14 protein-coding genes, 1 tRNA gene and 1 pseudogene are annotated in these 16,447 nt (G+C 71.3%); 9 read left to right on the forward strand and 7 right to left on the reverse strand.

The window, feature by feature from the left end:
- Positions 1 to 193 precede the first annotated feature (193 nt).
- Positions 194 to 1,617, forward strand: a pseudogene (locus tag IPK37_16710) (IS1380 family transposase).
- Positions 1,618 to 1,763: 146 nt separating this feature from the next.
- On the opposite strand, the gene IPK37_16715 reads toward IPK37_16710, so the two are convergent.
- A complete protein-coding gene (locus IPK37_16715) occupies positions 1,764 to 2,030 on the reverse strand; it encodes a hypothetical protein (protein ID QQS00459.1) in 267 nt (88 codons plus the stop codon).
- Between the two features lie 335 nt (positions 2,031 to 2,365).
- Here IPK37_16715 and IPK37_16720 point away from each other — a divergent pair, with 335 nt between their 5' ends.
- Complete coding sequence (locus IPK37_16720; GenBank protein QQS00460.1) at positions 2,366 to 2,875, forward strand: DUF3145 domain-containing protein; 510 nt, start codon at positions 2,366 to 2,368, stop codon at positions 2,873 to 2,875.
- Between the two features lie 324 nt (positions 2,876 to 3,199).
- On the opposite strand, the gene IPK37_16725 is transcribed toward IPK37_16720, so the two are convergent.
- The 6 genes from IPK37_16725 to aceE form a co-directional block, all read right to left on the reverse strand.
- Positions 3,200 to 4,453: a beta-ketoacyl-[acyl-carrier-protein] synthase II gene (locus tag IPK37_16725; protein QQS00461.1), complete on the reverse strand. Its 1,254-nt coding sequence runs from the start codon at positions 4,451 to 4,453 to the stop codon at positions 3,200 to 3,202.
- Between the two features lie 102 nt (positions 4,454 to 4,555).
- Positions 4,556 to 4,798: an acyl carrier protein gene (locus IPK37_16730; protein QQS02960.1), complete on the reverse strand. Its 243-nt coding sequence runs from the start codon at positions 4,796 to 4,798 to the stop codon at positions 4,556 to 4,558.
- 111 nt (positions 4,799 to 4,909) lie between these two features.
- A complete protein-coding gene (locus IPK37_16735; GenBank protein QQS00462.1) occupies positions 4,910 to 6,034 on the reverse strand; it encodes a ketoacyl-ACP synthase III in 1,125 nt (374 codons plus the stop codon).
- Complete coding sequence (locus tag IPK37_16740; protein QQS00463.1) at positions 6,031 to 6,984, reverse strand: ACP S-malonyltransferase; 954 nt, start codon at positions 6,982 to 6,984, stop codon at positions 6,031 to 6,033. Before IPK37_16740 ends, IPK37_16735 begins: the two co-directional genes overlap by 4 nt.
- Before the next feature lie 78 nt (positions 6,985 to 7,062).
- Entirely contained in the window at positions 7,063 to 8,166 is a 1,104-nt protein-coding gene (locus IPK37_16745) for a helix-turn-helix domain-containing protein (GenBank protein QQS02961.1), read from the reverse strand.
- 187 nt (positions 8,167 to 8,353) lie between these two features.
- The gene (aceE, locus tag IPK37_16750) at positions 8,354 to 11,158 is read right to left on the reverse strand and encodes a pyruvate dehydrogenase (acetyl-transferring), homodimeric type (GenBank protein ID QQS00464.1); all 2,805 of its coding nucleotides are present in this window, start codon (positions 11,156 to 11,158) and stop codon (positions 8,354 to 8,356) included.
- 151 nt (positions 11,159 to 11,309) lie between these two features.
- Here aceE and IPK37_16755 point away from each other — a divergent pair, with 151 nt between their 5' ends.
- The 7 genes from IPK37_16755 to IPK37_16785 all read left to right on the forward strand — a co-directional run bounded on the left by IPK37_16755 (position 11,310) and on the right by IPK37_16785 (position 16,390).
- On the forward strand, positions 11,310 to 11,774 hold the full coding sequence (locus IPK37_16755) for a DUF3052 domain-containing protein (protein ID QQS02962.1): 465 nt from the start codon (positions 11,310 to 11,312) through the stop codon (positions 11,772 to 11,774).
- 45 nt (positions 11,775 to 11,819) lie between these two features.
- Entirely contained in the window at positions 11,820 to 12,293 is a 474-nt protein-coding gene (locus IPK37_16760) for a peroxiredoxin (protein QQS00465.1), read from the forward strand.
- 72 nt (positions 12,294 to 12,365) lie between these two features.
- The gene (gene mtnA, locus IPK37_16765; GenBank protein ID QQS00466.1) at positions 12,366 to 13,400 is read left to right on the forward strand and encodes an S-methyl-5-thioribose-1-phosphate isomerase; all 1,035 of its coding nucleotides are present in this window, start codon (positions 12,366 to 12,368) and stop codon (positions 13,398 to 13,400) included.
- A gap of 90 nt (positions 13,401 to 13,490) precedes the next feature.
- Positions 13,491 to 14,534, forward strand: coding sequence for a zinc-binding dehydrogenase (locus IPK37_16770; GenBank protein ID QQS00467.1), 1,044 nt, complete (start codon positions 13,491 to 13,493; stop codon positions 14,532 to 14,534).
- A gap of 112 nt (positions 14,535 to 14,646) precedes the next feature.
- Positions 14,647 to 14,719 (forward strand) — tRNA-Val (locus IPK37_16775).
- A gap of 1 nt (position 14,720) precedes the next feature.
- Positions 14,721 to 15,656: a Nif3-like dinuclear metal center hexameric protein gene (locus IPK37_16780; protein QQS00468.1), complete on the forward strand. Its 936-nt coding sequence runs from the start codon at positions 14,721 to 14,723 to the stop codon at positions 15,654 to 15,656.
- The gene (locus IPK37_16785; protein ID QQS00469.1) at positions 15,653 to 16,390 is read left to right on the forward strand and encodes a hypothetical protein; all 738 of its coding nucleotides are present in this window, start codon (positions 15,653 to 15,655) and stop codon (positions 16,388 to 16,390) included. The genes IPK37_16780 and IPK37_16785 overlap by 4 nt, the downstream gene beginning before the upstream one ends.
- Positions 16,391 to 16,447 lie beyond the last annotated feature (57 nt).

A 16,447-nucleotide genomic window follows, 5' to 3' on the forward strand; every position in this document is an offset into this window, starting at 1 on the left:
ACGCCCGCCGGTTTCCCCTCCCCCGAAGGGAACCGGCGGGCGTTGAGCGATGTCAGCCAGCTGCAGCTTAGCCTCGATCCACCGATCGACTTTGAGGTGTTGAGCGTGCCGTTACGCGAAGAAGCCCTTCTGGGCTGGGAGTTTGGGACTTGCGACGGAACCAAACCACCCCGCTCAGGAGGGCATCTTCAAGATGCGACTCTCTCACACCGTTGGTCGAACCTCGGTGGCGTTCGACGATCCGAATCTCGTGTCGGCCGGCGGGCTGGTCCCGGTCATGGCGTTGGCCGATCGTGCTGGGCTGCGTGACCTGGCTGATGAACACCTCACGGTGCCAACCGACAAGGGCGCGAACGCCGGCCTGAAGGTCGCCTCGCTGGTGGCCGGGATGGTCGCCGGTGCGGACTCAATCGACGATATGGCGCTGCTGCGCCACGGTGGGATGAGCCGGCTCTTCGCGAAGGCGTATGCGCCCTCCACGCTGGGCTCGTTCCTGCGCTCATTCACCTTCGGCCACGTCCGCCAGCTCGACGCCGTCGCCTCCCGGTTCCTCATCGCGATCGCTGGGCTCACCGGCCTGCTGGGAGCGGCCACCACGGTCGAGTCCGACACGTTGGGATACGCGCTGCTCGATGTCGACGACACGATCATCGAGGTCCACGGCTACGCCAAGCAGGGCGCCGGGTTCGGCTACTCCGGTGTCCGCGGGCTCAACGCACTGCTCGCCACGCTCGCGACGCCAGCCACGGCGCCGGTGATCGTGGCCCAGCGGCTGCGCAAGGGCTCGGCCGGGTCACCTCGTGGTGCGAAGCGACTGGTCGGTGACGCGGTTCGGACGACCCGGCGGCTGCTCGGCAAGGCCCGGCCAGTGCTGGTGCGGATGGACTCGGCGTTCTACGGCCGCGGCCGGTCCACGCCGCCCTCAACGGCGGCGCCGCGGTTTCGGTGACCGTACGGATGAATCCCACCGTCAAGAAGGCGATAGCCAGCATCGATGACCACGCCTGGACGGCAATTGAGTACACCGACGCCATCTTCGACGAAGAGACAGGCAAGTGGATCTCTCGGGCAGAGGTCGCCGAAGTGCCGTTCACCGCGTTCACCTCGGCCAAGAAGGCCGAGCGGGTGCCGGGCCGCCTGATCGTGCGCCGGATCCCGGACTTCAACGCCGAGAAGAACAAGGCAGCCGGTCAGGACACGCTGTTCGACACCTGGCGCTTCCACGCGTTCTTCACCACCGCCGACCCTGCTGTCCTCGACACCGTCACCGCGGACAAGACCCACCGCCATCACGCGGTCATCGAACAGGTCCACGCCGACCTGAAGCACTCAGCGCTGGCACACCTGCCGTCCGGGGTCTTCAACGCCAACGCCGCATGGCTTGTGCTCGCGGTCATCGCGTTCAACCTCACCCGCGCCGCCGGCACCCTTGCAGCACCCGACCTCGCACGCGCGACCACCAAGACCCTGCGCCGCAAGCTGATCAACGTCCCAGCCCGAATCGCGTCCTCAGCCCGACGCGTCACCCTGCACCTACCCCGGTCCTGGCCCTGGGAGGCCGCCTGGACCACGCTGTTCGACCGAGTCAGCGATCCGCCGTCCGCCCTCGCGGCCTGACCACCCAGCAGCCACCGCTGCGCGACCCGAAGACCACCGTGGAACACCCCGGACACCCAGGTCCGGAAGACCGTCGCGTCCCAGCACCCTCGCCCCCACGACGACCACGATGACTCACCCCATCCCGGCCATCGGTGGATCGAGGCTTAGGCGTCGGCGAGTGTCAGGCCAATGGTGGACAGCAGCTCGTACGGCGGGATGTTGGTGCCGCCGGAGGCGATCGCCAGCAGGGCCGAGGCCAGGCTCGCCATTGCGCTGGTCAGGATCAACGGGTCCTGGCCCTCCATTTCGGTGCGCAGCAGCTCGACGTACTCGTTGACGCTGCAGCCTCCGTCCATGCTCTGGACCCGCGCGGTCAAGATGGCCATCGCCGATTGCATACCCGGCGCGGGCGCCTGAACGTTACCGCTCATCGTGTCTTCCCCCATGTTCTCGGGCCGGCGCACCACGTCCCCACGCGGCATCAGGTCCGGCTCGTTCTCCCCAATGCGTCCAGTGAAGCGCCCACTTGATCGGTTGTCCAACTTGTTGTCCCCCAACGTAATCGCTGATCCGCCCGGATGACCACCACTCGCGAGACCGCTTGGCTCAACGGGATTCGTCCTGCACAATGGGGTGACAACCGCACACTCGCCCGGCACCCGTTGCATACATGGGATCGTCGGGGCGAGGAACTCGTTACCGCGCGAGCGAATCTCGGTGTTGCCGGCCGTTGGGGAAGACGTCCACGCAACAACAGGAGGTTCGGATGTCTGTCGCGGTGTCTTCCGCTGTGGCCCAGGGCGTGGTGTACATCCACTCCACGCCCACGTCGCTGTGCCCACACATCGGGTGGGCGCTCGAGACGGTGCTCGGCATGTCGGTCAAGCTCGCCTGGGCTCCCCAGCCGCTGGGCCGCAAACTCGTGCGCACGGAGGCCAATTGGTCCGGCACTCCGGGCACGGGCGCGCTGCTGGCCAGCGCGCTGCGCCGGTGCCAGGACCTGCGTTTCGAGGTCGTCGAGGAGGCGAGCTACGGTGTCGACGGCGGGCGGTGGTCGTACACCCCATCCTTGGGTGTCCACCACGCCATCGTCGCCAGCAACGGCGACGCGCTGATCTCGGAGAACCGGCTTCGTTCGGCGCTCGCGGCGGGTGACCCGGCAAGCGTGCGTCGGGAGCTGGAGATCGCCCTGGGGTCCGCCTGGGACGCCGAGCTCGAGCCGTTCCGGCACGCCGGGGAGAACGCGCCCGTGCGCTGGCTGCACCGCGTCGGATAGCCGTTACGACCGCGTCCGATCCTCGGGGCGGGCGGCGTGCTGCCCGACGAGCGCGTCGACGCGATCGCCCAGGTGGCACGGCCGGGACGGGCGAGTGTGGGCACCGCGACCCCCCACTCGCCGCCGTCGGGATGACTGAGCCGAGCCGCCGAGGTTGGGCACCGGAACCACTGGCCCGGCACCGCACAGGAAGGACCGGCCTCCCGGGGATGGGGGCCGGTCCTTCCGTACGTCGTGCCGCAGGGCGTCCCCGCTGGCTCCGATCGGTGTCCTGTGGGGGCTATGGCGCCCTCAAGAGACCGATCGGAGCCCTGCGGGCGAGGGTCAGGAGCAGCGGCGGAACGCCAGAGCGACGTTGTGGCCGCCGAACCCGAAGCTGTTGTCGAGCGCCACGATGTCGCCGGCCGGCAGCGGCCGCGCGGAGCCCGACACCACGTCGAGGTCGATCGCCGGGTCCTTGTCGTCCAGGTTGATCTGAGCCGGAGCCACGCCGTCACGCAGCGCGAGCGCGGTGAAGATCGCCTCCAGCGAACCCGCGGCGCCGAGCAGATGGCCGGTCATCGACTTGGTGGCCGACACGGCGACCTGGGTCGCCTGGCTGCCGAGCGCGGCGTGAATCGCTTTGCACTCCGCGATGTCCCCGACGGGGGTGGACGTGGCGTGGGCGTTGAGGTGAACCAGGTCGGTCGGATCGATGTCCCCGAGCTGCAGCGCCTGGGTCATCGCGGCGGCGGCCCCGACGCCCTCCGGCTCGGGCGCGGCCACGTGGTGGGCGTCCGTCGAGACGCCCGCGCTGACGAGCTCCGCGTAAATCGTCGCACCGCGCGCCTTGGCGGACTCGTAGCTCTCCAGCACGACCACCGCCGCCCCCTCGGCGATGACGAAACCGTCCCGAGCCGTGTCGTACGGCCGGGAGGCCCGCTCCGGCTCGTCGTTGCGCGTCGACAAGGCCTGCATCGCGGCGAATCCGCCGATCGGGAGCGGGTGGATCGCCGCCTCCGTGCCGCCGGCCACGACCACGTCGGCGCGTCCCTCGCGGATCAGCTGCAGGCCCATCGCGATGCCCTCCGCGCCGGAGGCGCAGGCGCTCACGGGGGTGTGTCCGCCAGCCCGCGCGTCGAGCTCGAGGCTGACCATGGCGGTGGGGCTGTTGACGAGGAGCATCGGTACGGCGAGCGGGAAGATGCGGCGCGGACCCTTGGTGCGCAGGGTCTCCCACTGGTCGATCAGGGTGTGCACGCCGCCCACCCCGGACCCGATGGCGACGGCCAGACGCTCCGGTTCGACCGTGGGGGTGCCGGCGTCGGCCCACGCCTCGCGCGCCGCGAGCACGGCGTACTGGGCGCACGGGTCCTGCCGACGCACCTCGACCTTGGTGAGCTTGTCCGCGGCAGGCTCGGCCAGAGGCGCACCGAACGTGACCGGCAGGTCGTATTCCGCCACCCACGGCTCGATCAGGGGCCGCGCGCCCGAGCGCCCGGCAAGAATGGCCGCCCAGGTGGAGGGGACATCGCCGCCCAGGGGGGTGGTGGCGCCGACGCCGGTGACGACGACGCGCTTGCTGGCGTTAGCGGGCATGGTGCGGCTCCTGCGATAAGGGTCGAGTCATCGGGGCGTCGCGGCGCCGGGTTCGTACGTCGTGAGTCGCGGACGTACGAACCCGGCCGGCCGGCGAATCGGTCAGGCCTGCGCGGCGGTGATGAAGTCCACGGCGTCGCGGACCGTCTTGAGGGTCTTGACCTGGTCGTCCGGGATCTTGACGCCGAACTTCTCCTCGGCGTTGACGACGATCGTCATCATCGACAGCGAGTCGATGTCGAGGTCCTCGGTGAACGACTTGTCCAGCTGGACGTCGGCCTGGTCGAGACCGGTCTCCTCGTTGATGATGTCGGCGAGGCCGTCCTGGATCTCGGTGGCGGTCATGGTGGCCATGGTGGTTCTCCTTTGCGGTGGACTCCGGCGGCGCCGGTGTGTCGCGCCGGGATGGTGCTGATGTCCGAGGGTCCCGTCGGACGGCGGGGGATGGAGGGGTGGTCAGGGCAGGACGACCACCTGTGCGGCCCAGGCCAATCCGGCCCCGAAGCCGATCTGCAGGGCGAGGTCCCCGGACTTCACGCGGCCGCTGCGCAACAGTGCCGCTGTCGCCAGGGGGACGGACGCGGCCGAGGTGTTTGCCATGTCCGCGATGTCGTCGGCGATGACGACGTGGTCCGGGAGCTTGAGCTTCTTGGCCATCGCCTCGACGATCCTGATGTTCGCCTGGTGGGGGATGAAGGCGTCCAGGTCGGCGGGCTCGATGCCGGCGCCGGCGAGGGCCTCCTGGCAGATCTTGGTCACCGTGGCCGTGGCCCACCGGAAGACCGAGGGGCCCTGCATGTCGATGAACGGCCAGGCGGCGGCCTCCGGCGTCCCCATCGACGTGGCGGCGCGACGGGAGATGTCGTCGCCGGGCAGCCCCAGCGTCTGCGGCGCGATCCGGCGCTGCAGGTCGCTCCAGCTGGTGGACTGCGCGATGAGCCCGGCGCCGGATCCGTCGGAACCCGAGGTGGTGGCGCTGATGCCGGGGGTGTCGGACGGACCGATGACCGCGGCCCCGGCCCCGTCGCCGAACACGAAGGCGGTGCCGCGATCGGCGAGCGCCCGATAGTCCGAGAGCTTCTCCACGCCGATCACGAGCACGTGGCGGGCGCGGCCGGCGCGGATCATGTCATCGGCGCAGGCCACCGCGTAGCAGTAGCCGGCGCAGGCGGCGGACAGGTCGTACGCCGCAGCATGCGTGGTGCCCAACCGGTCCGCGATGATCGGCGCGGCGGCGGGGGTCTGCCACGGGTGGGTGATCGTGGCGCAGATGACGGCGTCGACGTCCGAGCCGGTCAGGCCCGCGTGCGCCAGGGCGTCGCGGGAGGCCGCCACGCCCATGTCGACGACGGTGGAGTCGGGCGCCGCCTGCCGTCGCTGCCGAATGCCCGACCGCTCCCGGATCCACTCGTCCGAGCTGTCGATGTGCCGGCACAGCTCCGCGTTGTCGATGACGCGCTCCGGCCGATGGTCACCGACGCCGAGGATGCGGGCGAACTCCGGACCCCGGACGGTGCGTAGCCGGGGTCGGGGCGGGCGCGAGGAGTCAGGGACGACGTGCGCCGGGGGCGCCACGCTCATCGGGTCGGCCCACCGACCAGGGCCCGTCCGTGCTCCGCCACGAGCGCCCGGGCGGCGTCGAGGTCGTCCGGGGTCTTGAGAGCGAGCGTCTTGGCGCCCTTCACGCCCCGCTTGGCCAGGCCGACCAGCGTGCCGGCCGGCGGTAGCTCGAGAATCGCGGTCACGCCGCGCGCCACGAGGGTCTCCATGACCAGGTCCCATCGCACGGGCCGGGCCACCTGGTCCACGAGCCGCCGTACGACATCGCGGCCGTGCCGGACGGGCTGACCGTCGCGATTGCTGACTAGGTCGACGGCGGCGTTCTTGGGACGGATCAGCGACGCGGCGGTTTCCAGCATCGGCACCGCAGGCCGCATGTGGTCGCTGTGGAAGGCGCCCGCGACCTGTAGGGGAACCACCTTGGCGCGGGGCGGCGGCGCCGCCATGAGGGAGGCCAGCTGCGCCTTGGTGCCGGCGGCGACGACCTGGCCGGGCCCGTTGGCGTTGGCGGCGACGAGCCCGTGCCGGTCGATGGCGCGGTCGACATCCGTGGGGTCCCCGCCGACCACGGCGCTCATGCCCGTCGGTTGGAACGCCGCGGCCCAGGCCATGGCGCGGCCGCGGTCGCTGACGAGCGACACGCTTTCCTCGGCCGTGACGACGCCCGCGGCAGCCGTGGCCGTGAACTCGCCCACTGAGTGACCGGCGAGGAGGCCGACGAGGGGAAGGGCTTCGTGCTCGGGGCCGAGCAAGGCGGGCAGCGCGGCGAGGCCGGCGCCGACGATGAGCGGCTGGGCGACCGCCGTGTCGCGGATCGTGTCCGCGTCGGACTTGGTGCCGTGTCCGATGAGGTCGAGCCCGGACGCTGCCGAATAGCTCTCCAACCGGTCGCGCACGCCCGGGACGTCCAACCAAGGGGTGAGGAAGCCGGGGGTCTGAGCGCCCTGTCCCGGGCAAACAATTGCAAGCACGGGTTCAGTGTTTCGCAGGGACCGTCATCGACGCGTCCGCGACGTGCACAGGAACGCCGATTCGACTTTGGAGGTGTCCTACAATCCCGCGGGGGGTGCGGCGGAGTGGGCATCGAGCCGACCCACCGCCATGGCGGTCTGGACGACGTACGCCTCGCGGGCGTCCGTCAGGTCGTATCCCGCCACCTGGGCGATGCGGCCGAGACGGTAGCGGACCGTGTTCGGGTGGACGTACAGGGCGCGCGCGGTCGCCTCCAGTGCCCGGCCGCAGGACAGGTAGGCCTCGGCGGTCCGGGCCAGCGATCCGCCGCTTGCTTCGGCAAGCGGCAGATAGATGTCCTCGATCAGGCGACGCCTCGCCTCGGGATCCCCCGTCAACACGCGCTCGGGGAACAGATCCCCGCTCCACACCGGGCGTGGGGCGTCGGGCCACGCCGGGGCGGCGCGAAGCCCCGCCTCCGCGTTCCGGGCAGACCGGGCGGCGGAGGAAAGGTCCGCGACGGTGGGCCCGACCACCACCGGGCCCGGGCCGAACAGCCCGGTGAGCGCCGCCGCGACCGGCGCCACCTGCGGGCTGCCCCCGACGACGGCGATGAGGCGCCCGCCCTGCACGGCGACAAGGGCCTCGACCCCGGCCCGTGCGGCGGTCGACCGCATGCGGGCGGCCACGCCCGCCTCGTCCCGGTGCGGGGCGGTGCCGATGAGCACCGTGACGTGCGCGATGTCGCCCCAACCGAGTGCGGTCGCCCGGCCGACGACGTCCTGCTCGTCCTCGCCGCGCAGCACCGCATCGACGATCAGCGACTCCAGCCGGGCGTCCCAGGCGCCGCGCGCCTCGGCCGCCGCGGCGTAAACCTGGGCGGCGGCGAAGGCGATGTCGCGGCTGTAGCGCAGCAGCGCCTCGCGCAGGGCTCCCTCGTCCTTCGGAGTGCTCGCCAGGTCGGGGATGGTGTCCTCGACGACGTCGACCACCGTCCGCAGCAGGTCCAAGGTCTGGCTCAGGGTGATTGCTCGAGTGAGCGCCCGCGGGGCGGCGGCGAACACCGCCGTCGCGGAATCCTGGGCGTCGCCGCCGGTGAGGTACCAGTCGACGAACGAGGCGAACCCCGCCTGGACCACGGTCCCCACCCAGGACCGTTCCTGCGCCGCCAGGTCGCCGTACCAGTCGAGGTGTTCCTCCATGTGCCGGTAGGAGGCGGTGGTGAGCTGGCCGGCCGAGCGCTCGACGGCCCGAATGGTCTGCTCGTGTGCGCGCGGCCTGGTCACGGCGGGAGTCTACGGCCATGTTGTGGGGGGCCGACAAATGAACGTCGATGACCCCGTGCCCGGGGCACGGGGTCATCGACGGGATGCGGTCAGAACGCGTCGATCAGGAGTCGCCGCCCTCGTTCCCGGAGGAGCCCGCCGTGACGTCGAGCAGGCGGTACTTCTCTGCGGCCGCCTTCGGAAGCTGCGGGTCGACCTTGCCCTGCGCCGCGAGGGCCTGCAGGGCGCGCACCACCATGGACGGACCGTCGATGTGGAAGAACCGCCGCGCCGCCGGGCGGGTGTCGCTGAACCCGAAGCCGTCCGCCCCGAGCGGGGCGTAGTCGCCGGGCACCCACCGGGCGATCGAGTCCTGCACGTCGGTGGCGTAGTCGCTCGTGGCGATGACGGGCCCGGGCCGGTCCATCAGCGCCTGCGTGACGTAGGGGACGCGGGGGCTGTCCTGCGGGTCCAGGAAGTTCGCCTCGTCGCAGGCCATCGCCTCGCGGCGCAGCTGGGTCCAGCTCGTCACCGACCAGACGTCGGCGATGACGCCCCAGTCGGTGCGCAGCAGGTCCTGGGCCTCCAAGGCCCAGGGGACGCCCACGCCGGAGGCCAGCAGCTGCGCCCGCGGGGTCTGCGCGGGGTCGGAGCCCTCCGGCACCTCACCCTCCTTGAGCAGGTACATGCCCTTGAGCAGGCCGGCCACGTCGAGGCCCGCCGGCTCCGCGGGCTGCACGATCGGCTCGTTGTAGACGGTGAGGTAATAGATGACGTCCTGCGGGTGCTCGCCGTACATGCGCTCCAACCCGTCGCGCACGATGTGCGCGATCTCGTAGCCGTACGCCGGGTCGTAGTGGATCACCGCGGGGTTGGTCGAGGCCAGGACCGGCGAGTGCCCGTCCATGTGCTGCAGGCCCTCGCCCGCCAGGGTCGTGCGCCCCGCCGTGGCGCCGATGAGGAACCCGCGCGCCAGCTGGTCCGCCGCCGCCCAAATCCCGTCGCCGGTGCGCTGGAAGCCGAACATCGAGTAGAAGACGTAGACGGGCAGCATCGGCTCGGCGTGCGTCGCGTACGACGTACCGGCCGCAGTGAACGCCGCGACGGAGCCGGCCTCGTTGATGCCGAGGTGCAGCATCTGGCCCTGCGGCGACTCCTTGTAGGCGAGCATCAGCTCGGCGTCGACCGAGGTGTAGTTCTGGCCGTGCGGGTTGTAGATCTTCGCCGTCGGGAAGAAGCTGTCCATCCCGAAGGTCCGCGCCTCGTCGGGGATGATCGGCACGACCCGCTTGCCGAACTCCTTGTCCCGCATGAGCTCCTTGAGCAGCCGCACGAACGCCATCGTCGTGGCGACCTGCTGCTTGCCCGAGCCCTTCTTCATGAACTCGTACGCCGAGGCGTCGGGCAGGTGGATCTGGTCGCGGGTGACCCGGCGGGCCGGCTTGGCCCCGCCGAGCTCGTTGCGCAGCTCCATCATGTACTCGATCCGCTCGTCCTCCATCCCCGGGTGGTAGAAGGGCGGACGGTACGGGTCGGCCTCGAGCTGCTCGTCGCTGATCGGGATGTGCAGCGTGTCGCGCAGGTCCTTGAGGTCCTGCAGGGCCAGCTTCTTCATCTGGTGGGTCGCGTTGCGACCGGCGAAGTGCTGCCCGAGCGTGTAGCCCTTGATCGTCTTGGCCAGAATGACCGTCGGCTGACCGGTGTGCTGGGTGGCGCGCAGGAACGCGGCATACACCTTGCGGTAGTCGTGGCCGCCGCGCTTGAGCTTCCACCAGATCTCGTCGTCGGTCCACTTCTCGACCATCTTGGCCGTGCGCCGATCCCGGCCGAAGAAGTGGTCCCGCACGAACTTGCCGTTGTTGGCCCGGAAGGTCTGGTAGTCGCCGTCCGGGGTGGTGTTCATCAGGTGCACCAGGGCGCCCTGGACGTCGGCGGCGAGCAGTTCGTCCCAGCCGCGGCCCCACACGACCTTGATGACGTTCCACCCGGCGCCGCGGAAGTAGGCCTCCAGCTCCTGGATGATCTTGCCGTTGCCGCGGACCGGGCCGTCGAGGCGCTGCAGGTTGCAGTTGACGACGAAGGTGAGGTTGTCGAGCTCCTCGTTGGCGGCCCACTGCAGGGCGCCGCGGCTCTCCACCTCGTCCATCTCGCCGTCGCCGAGGAACGCCCAGACGTGCTGCTGGGAGGTGTCCTTGATGCCGCGGTCGTGCAGGTAGCGGTTGAATTGCGCCTGGTAGATCGCGTTGATCGGGCCCAAGCCCATCGACACCGTCGGGAACTGCCAGAAGTCGGGCATCAACCGCGGGTGCGGGTAGCTGGACAGCGCCTGGATGCGGCCGTCGACGACGTGGCTCTTCTCCTGCCGGAACCCGTCGAGCTGGGTCTCGGTGAGGCGTCCCTCCAGGAACGCCCGGGCGTACATGCCGGGGGAGGCGTGCCCCTGGAAGAACACCTGGTCGCCGCCGCCGGGGTGGTCGTGGCCGCGGAAGAAGTGGTTGAGGCCGACCTCGTAGAGGGTCGCGGCGGAGGCGTACGTCGAGATGTGGCCGCCGACGCCCACGCCCGGGCGCTGCGCGCGGTGCACGAGCACCGCGGCGTTCCAGCGGATCAGCCGGCGGAACGCCCGCTCCTGATCCTCGTCACCGGGGAACCACGGCTCGGCCTCGACCGGGATCGTGTTGACGTAGTCCGTGGTGGTCAGCGACGGGACCCCGACGTGCTGTTCGCGGGAGTGCTGCAGCAGGCTCAGCATGATGTAGCGCGCGCGCTGCTCGCCCTTCTCCTTGATCAGCAGGTCGAGGGCCTCCTTCCACTCCTGGGTCTCCTCCGGGTCGATGTCCGGGAACCGGCTGGGAAGGCCGTTGATGATGGGGCCGGCGTCCTCGATGGGCACGTGGTCGTCCTTCCTCGAGCGGGGGCGTGGGGCCATCCTTCCACCACTACGAGACCGAGGTCACACCGAGCCCCCGCGCGAGGTGCGGGGGAGGCCTCCTGAGGTGCGCGCAGCGCCGACGCGACGGGGCCAAACCCGCACGGTGCTTGCGGAATCGGTCCCGAAACGATGAACTTGAGCGCACGTGATGTGGGCGGCGTCGTTGGCGCTGCCAGGCAAGGGAGGTGTGTGCGTGGGCCAGTCCGCGGCGAACGCCGGTGCGGTGGCCAAGCTCGGCTTCGCTCCGGCGCAGGTGGTGTTGGAGCTCGGGTACGACGAGGACGTCGACGACGAACTCCGCGGCCAGATCGAGGCCCTGCTGGAGACCTCGTTGGAGGACGAGGACTTCGACGACGTGGTCGACGCGGTGCTGCTGTGGTGGCGCGACGACGACGGTGACCTCACCGACGCGCTGGTCGACGCCCTGGCCACCCTCGAGGACCAAGGGTTCATCGTGCTGCTGACGCCCAAGGTGGGCCGCCCCGGCGAGGTGGATGCCAGCGATGTCGCCGAGGCCGCGACGACGGCCGGCCTGCAGGCCTCGGTGAGCCTCAACCTCACCAACGAGTGGTCCGCCACCCGGTTGGTCGCGCCCAAGTCGGGACGCCGCTGACCAACCTTGGCGGCGGCCGGGGGAGTATCTGGCACAGTGGCCCTTATGAACGCAGCAATACCGGCGGTCGGCGACGCGGCCCCCGACTTCGCGCTGGTCGATCAGCTGGGCACGCGGCGCCGGCTCTCCGAGCTGGTGACGGACCGTCCGGTCCTGGTCGTGTTCTACCCGTTCGCGTTCTCGGGGATCTGCACCGGCGAGCTGCGTGAACTCCGCGACGAACGCGAGCGCTTCGACAACGCGCACGTGCAGTGCGTCGCCGTCTCCTGCGACCCCATGTTCGCCCTGCGCGCCTGGGACGACGCGGAGGCCTTCTTCTTTCCGCTGTTGTCCGACTTCTGGCCGCACGGTGCGGTGGCGAAGTCGTACGGCGTGTGGGAGGAGACCGGCGGTTTCGCGCGCCGCGGGACCTTCCTCGTGGGCGAGGACATGACCATTCAGTGGGCCCTGGTCAACGGGCCGGGGGAGCGGCGTGACTTCACGGGCGTGGACGCGGCCGTGGCGGCGCTTGCCGGCTGACCGGCCGCGTGGCGGGACTGGCCGCGTCGGCGACCGGCCGCCTGGGAGCAACGACAGCGGAGGTGGCTGGCCATGGTGCGAGCGGTGCAGTGGCAGGACGGCGACCAACCCGGGATCCGGCTGATCGATCAAACCCGGTTGCCCGCGCAGGAGCACTACCTGCACGTGCGGACCGTCGACGATCTCGTGGCGGCGATCCAGTCCCTGGCGGTCCGCGGGGCACCCGCTCTCGGGGCGGTCGGCGCTCTCGGGGTGGCCATGGCGATGCGGCAGGGTGAGCGCGAGGGCTGGAGCGCGTCGCGAGTGGCCACCGAGATCGACCGGATCCGCGACGCCCGCCCCACGGCCGTGAACTTGGCCTGGGGGGTGGACCGGGTGCGCCCGCTGGTGGCGGAGGGTCAGCCGGCGGTCCTGGATGCCGCGCGGGCCGTCCTCGCGGAGGACGAGGCGGCCAACCGGGCGCTGTCGCGGCATGGCGCCGACTGGCTGCTGCGGGTCACGGGTCGCGACCGGCTGCGCATCATCACGCACTGCAACACCGGCGCGCTGGCGACGTCCGCCTGGGGCACGGCGTACGGCATCATCCACGAACTGCACGACCGCGGCGCCCTTGACCTGGTCTACGCCGACGAGACCCGTCCGCTCCTGCAGGGCTCGCGCCTGACCAGCTGGGAGCTGACCCAGGACGGCATCCCCCACGTCATCCAGGCGGACGGGGCCGCGGCGAGCACGATTCTGCGCGGCCTGGTGGATGTCGCGATCATCGGCGCCGACCGCATCACGGCCAACGGGGACACCGCGAACAAGGTGGGCTCCGTCGCCCTCGCGCTGGCTTGTCAGCGGGCGGGCATCCCCTTCGTCGTGGCGGCCCCGTCGTCCACCGTGGACCTCGCCACGGCGAGCGGGGCCGACATCGTCATCGAGGAGCGGGACCAGGCAGAGGTGCTGGAGTACGCGGGCGTCCGCGCGGCCCCCGCCGGGGCGCGCGCCGTGAACCCCGCCTTCGACGTCACTCCGCACGACCTGATCAGCGCGGTCGTCACCGAGCGCGGGGTGGTCGAGCCGGCCGCCGACCCCTCGCCGCGCATCATGGCAACCATCGCCTGAGCGCGGTGCGCCCTGGCCCGCGAGGCGGCGAGCCGGAATTGGGCTCACTGGGGGTGGCGGGGCGAGGGGTCGCGGGGGAACAATGTACCGGTGAGTAACACGATGCTAGCCGCCCGATTCCACGCCGACACCAAGACCACCTCGCTCGACGAGGTGCCGATCCCCACGCCCGGACCGGGTGAGGTGCTCATCGAGGTGGCCTACTGCGGCATCTGCCATTCGGACCTGTCCCTCATCGACGGGCACTTCCCCGCGCAGCGCGACGTGGTGATCCAGGGGCACGAGGCGGCCGGCACCATCGTCAAGGTCGGCGATCGGGTCTTCGGCTGGGAGGTCGGGGACCGGGTGATCCCCTCGGCCGGGCAGGCGTGCCTGGTATGCCGGGCCTGCCGCCGGGGTGCGTTCACCGACTGCCTCGATCTGAGGCTGATGGCGTTCGCGTACGACGGCGCCTGGGCCAAGTACCACGTGAGCAAGGCGATGGGCCTCACCCGCGTCCCCGACGGGGTGCCCCTGCAGCAGGCGGCGATCCTGGCCGATGCGGTGTCCACGCCGTACGCGGCGGTGGTGCGGACGGCCCAGGTCCACCTGGGCAACGCCGTCGGCGTGTGGGGCGTCGGCGGGGTGGGCAGCCACCTGGTCCAACTCGCCAAGCTGGCCGGCGGCGTACCGATCATCGCCGTCGACATCGACGACGCCGTCCTGGCGCGGGCCACGCGGCTCGGCGCCGACTACACGTTCCGCAGCGACGACCCGCAGCTGGGGCGCAAGATCAAGGAGGCGACCGGCGGACGCATGCTCGACGTCGCGTTCGACGCGGTGGGCATCCCGGAGACCATCCGGCAGAGCGTCGCCTGGCTGGACACCGGCGGGCGGGCGGTCAGCGTCGGGATGAGCGGCGAGAACATCGACGCCGGCCCGATCCTCGCCTTCAACCTGCGCCGAAAGCAGCTGCTCGGGCACCTGGGTTACAAGACGCAGGACATCGCGATGCTGGCCGAGATGCTGCAGTACGGCCGCCTCGACCTCTCCGAATCCATCAGCGCGGTGGTGCCGTTGAGCGAGGTCCACGACGGCATCTCGGCGCTTCGCGAGCGCCGGGGCAACCCGATCCGCATCCTGGTCCAGCCGTAACCGCCGCCGGCGCCCGAGGCCTCACGCGTTGTTCACCGGCGAGGCGCCGCGCCTGGCGCGCGGGTGCCCCAGGGTTTGGCAGAATGGGCGGTCGCCGGCCGGACGCCGGCGAGGGCCTGTAGCTCAGTTGGTAGAGCACCGCGTTTACACCGCGGGTGTCGTCGGTTCGAACCCGGCCGGGCCCACATGACCGTCCCAGCAGCGCCGACATCCGTGCGGCCCGGCACCCAACCGACCCCCGAGGTCGCGCTCGCCGACGTGATCGAGGTGCTGGAGGAGACGTACCCGTCCGCTACCACGCAGTCCTGGGACCACGTCGGGCTGGTCACCGGTGACCCTGAGCAGCCGGTTCGGCGCATCCACCTGGCCGTCGACCCCACGCTCGCCGTCATCGAGGAGGCCCGCCGGCTGGGGGCGGACCTGCTGATCACCCACCACCCGTTGCTGCTGCGTGGGGTGCACGGCCTGGGCACGGACACCGGCAAGGGCGCGGCCGTCACCGCGCTCATCGTGGGGGATATCGCGCTGTTCGCCGCGCACACGAATGCCGACATCGCCGAGCCGGGCGTCTGTACGGCCCTCGCGGCCGCGTGCGGCCTGGCGACGACCGAGCCGCTGACCCTCGAGGAGGGGCGGCCCATGGGTCGATTCGGCGAGCTCTCCGAGTCGATCTCGCTGCGGGACTTCGCCGTCCGGCTCGCCGCGGCCCTGCCCCCGGCTCCCGTGGGCGTGCGGGTCTCGGGGCCGCCCGCGGCGCCGGTGACGAAGGTCGCCGTGCTCGGCGGCGCGGGGGATTCGCTGCTGGACGCCGTACGTCGTCGCGGCGCCGACGTCTACGTCACCGCCGACCTGCGCCATCACCCCACGCTGGAGGCTCGGGAGGAGTCGCGCGGCGGGCCGCCGTACCTCATCGACGCCGGTCACTTCGCCACCGAGTGGCTCTGGCTGGCCGAGGCCGGGCGTCGGCTGCGGGACCGGCTGCAGGAGCGCCACCACGCCGACGTCGAGGTGTCCGTCAGCGAGATCGTCACGGACCCCTGGTCGTTCGTCGTCGGGGCGCGCGGGGCCGGGGACTGGACCGGCGACGACGTACCCCCTCGTTCCGAAGGAGACGCGCTGTGAAGGCCGACCGCGAGCAGCAGCTACGCCTGCTCGACCTGCAGGGCTACGACACGCGACTCGGCCAGATCCGGCATCGGAGCGCCAACCTGCCGGAGCAGAAGGCGCTCGACGCCGTCGCCGCCGAGCGCACCGCGGTCGAATCCGACCTGATCAAGTCCCGGACCCAGCAGTCGGACATCGCCCGCGATGTCGCCAAGGCCGAGGCGGACGTGCAACTCGTGCGGGACCGCGCCGCCCGCAACCGGGCGCGCCTCGATGCCGGGACGGGCACCGCCAAGGAGCTGACCTCCCTGCAGCACGAGTTGGATTCGCTCGCGCGACGCCAGGCTGAGCTCGAGGACGAGCAGCTAGAGATCATGGAGCGGGCCGAGGGCACCGACGCGCTGGTGACCCACCTGGAGGGCCGCGCCGGGGAACTGGCCACGGCCGTCGCCGACGCGACGAGCGCCCGGGACGCGGCGATGGGGACGCTCGCTGCCGAGACCGCGGAGCTGACGGAGCGCCGCCTGGAGATCGTCCCGCAGGTCGCGACGGAGCTGATGGCGCTGTACGAGAAGATCCGCGAGCAGACCGGCATGGGCGCGGCCGCCGTGGTCCAGCGCCGATGCGAGGGCTGCCGGTTGGAGCTGATGGGGGCGGACGTGGCGCGGATCGCGGCGGCCCCCGCGGACGAGGTGTTGCGCTGCGAGGAGTGCCGGCGGATCCTCGTGCGCACGGACGAGTCCGGCCTGTGACCCTCGTGGCTGCCGACGCTGCCGACGCTGCCGGCGCTGCCGGCCTCTCCCGGGGGC

Origin of the sequence: Austwickia sp. (assembly GCA_016699675.1) — a bacterium.
Classification (GTDB): domain Bacteria; phylum Actinomycetota; class Actinomycetes; order Actinomycetales; family Dermatophilaceae; genus Austwickia.

Excerpts from the sequence above, each read along its gene's own strand:
- IPK37_16715 (QQS00459.1), bottom strand. The coding sequence starts at position 2,030 with ATGAGCGGTAACGTTCAGGCGCCCGCGCCGGGTATGCAATCGGCGATG.
- IPK37_16720 (QQS00460.1), top strand. The coding sequence starts at position 2,366 with ATGTCTGTCGCGGTGTCTTCCGCTGTGGCCCAGGGCGTGGTGTACATC.
- IPK37_16725 (QQS00461.1), bottom strand. The coding sequence starts at position 4,453 with ATGCCCGCTAACGCCAGCAAGCGCGTCGTCGTCACCGGCGTCGGCGCC.
- IPK37_16730 (QQS02960.1), bottom strand. The coding sequence starts at position 4,798 with ATGACCGCCACCGAGATCCAGGACGGCCTCGCCGACATCATCAACGAG.
- IPK37_16735 (QQS00462.1), bottom strand. The coding sequence starts at position 6,034 with ATGAGCGTGGCGCCCCCGGCGCACGTCGTCCCTGACTCCTCGCGCCCG.
- IPK37_16745 (QQS02961.1), bottom strand. The coding sequence starts at position 8,166 with ATGGAGGAACACCTCGACTGGTACGGCGACCTGGCGGCGCAGGAACGG.
- aceE (QQS00464.1), bottom strand. The coding sequence starts at position 11,158 with ATGGCCCCACGCCCCCGCTCGAGGAAGGACGACCACGTGCCCATCGAG.
- IPK37_16755 (QQS02962.1), top strand. The coding sequence starts at position 11,310 with ATGTGGGCGGCGTCGTTGGCGCTGCCAGGCAAGGGAGGTGTGTGCGTG.
- IPK37_16760 (QQS00465.1), top strand. The coding sequence starts at position 11,820 with ATGAACGCAGCAATACCGGCGGTCGGCGACGCGGCCCCCGACTTCGCG.
- mtnA (QQS00466.1), top strand. The coding sequence starts at position 12,366 with ATGGTGCGAGCGGTGCAGTGGCAGGACGGCGACCAACCCGGGATCCGG.
- IPK37_16780 (QQS00468.1), top strand. The coding sequence starts at position 14,721 with ATGACCGTCCCAGCAGCGCCGACATCCGTGCGGCCCGGCACCCAACCG.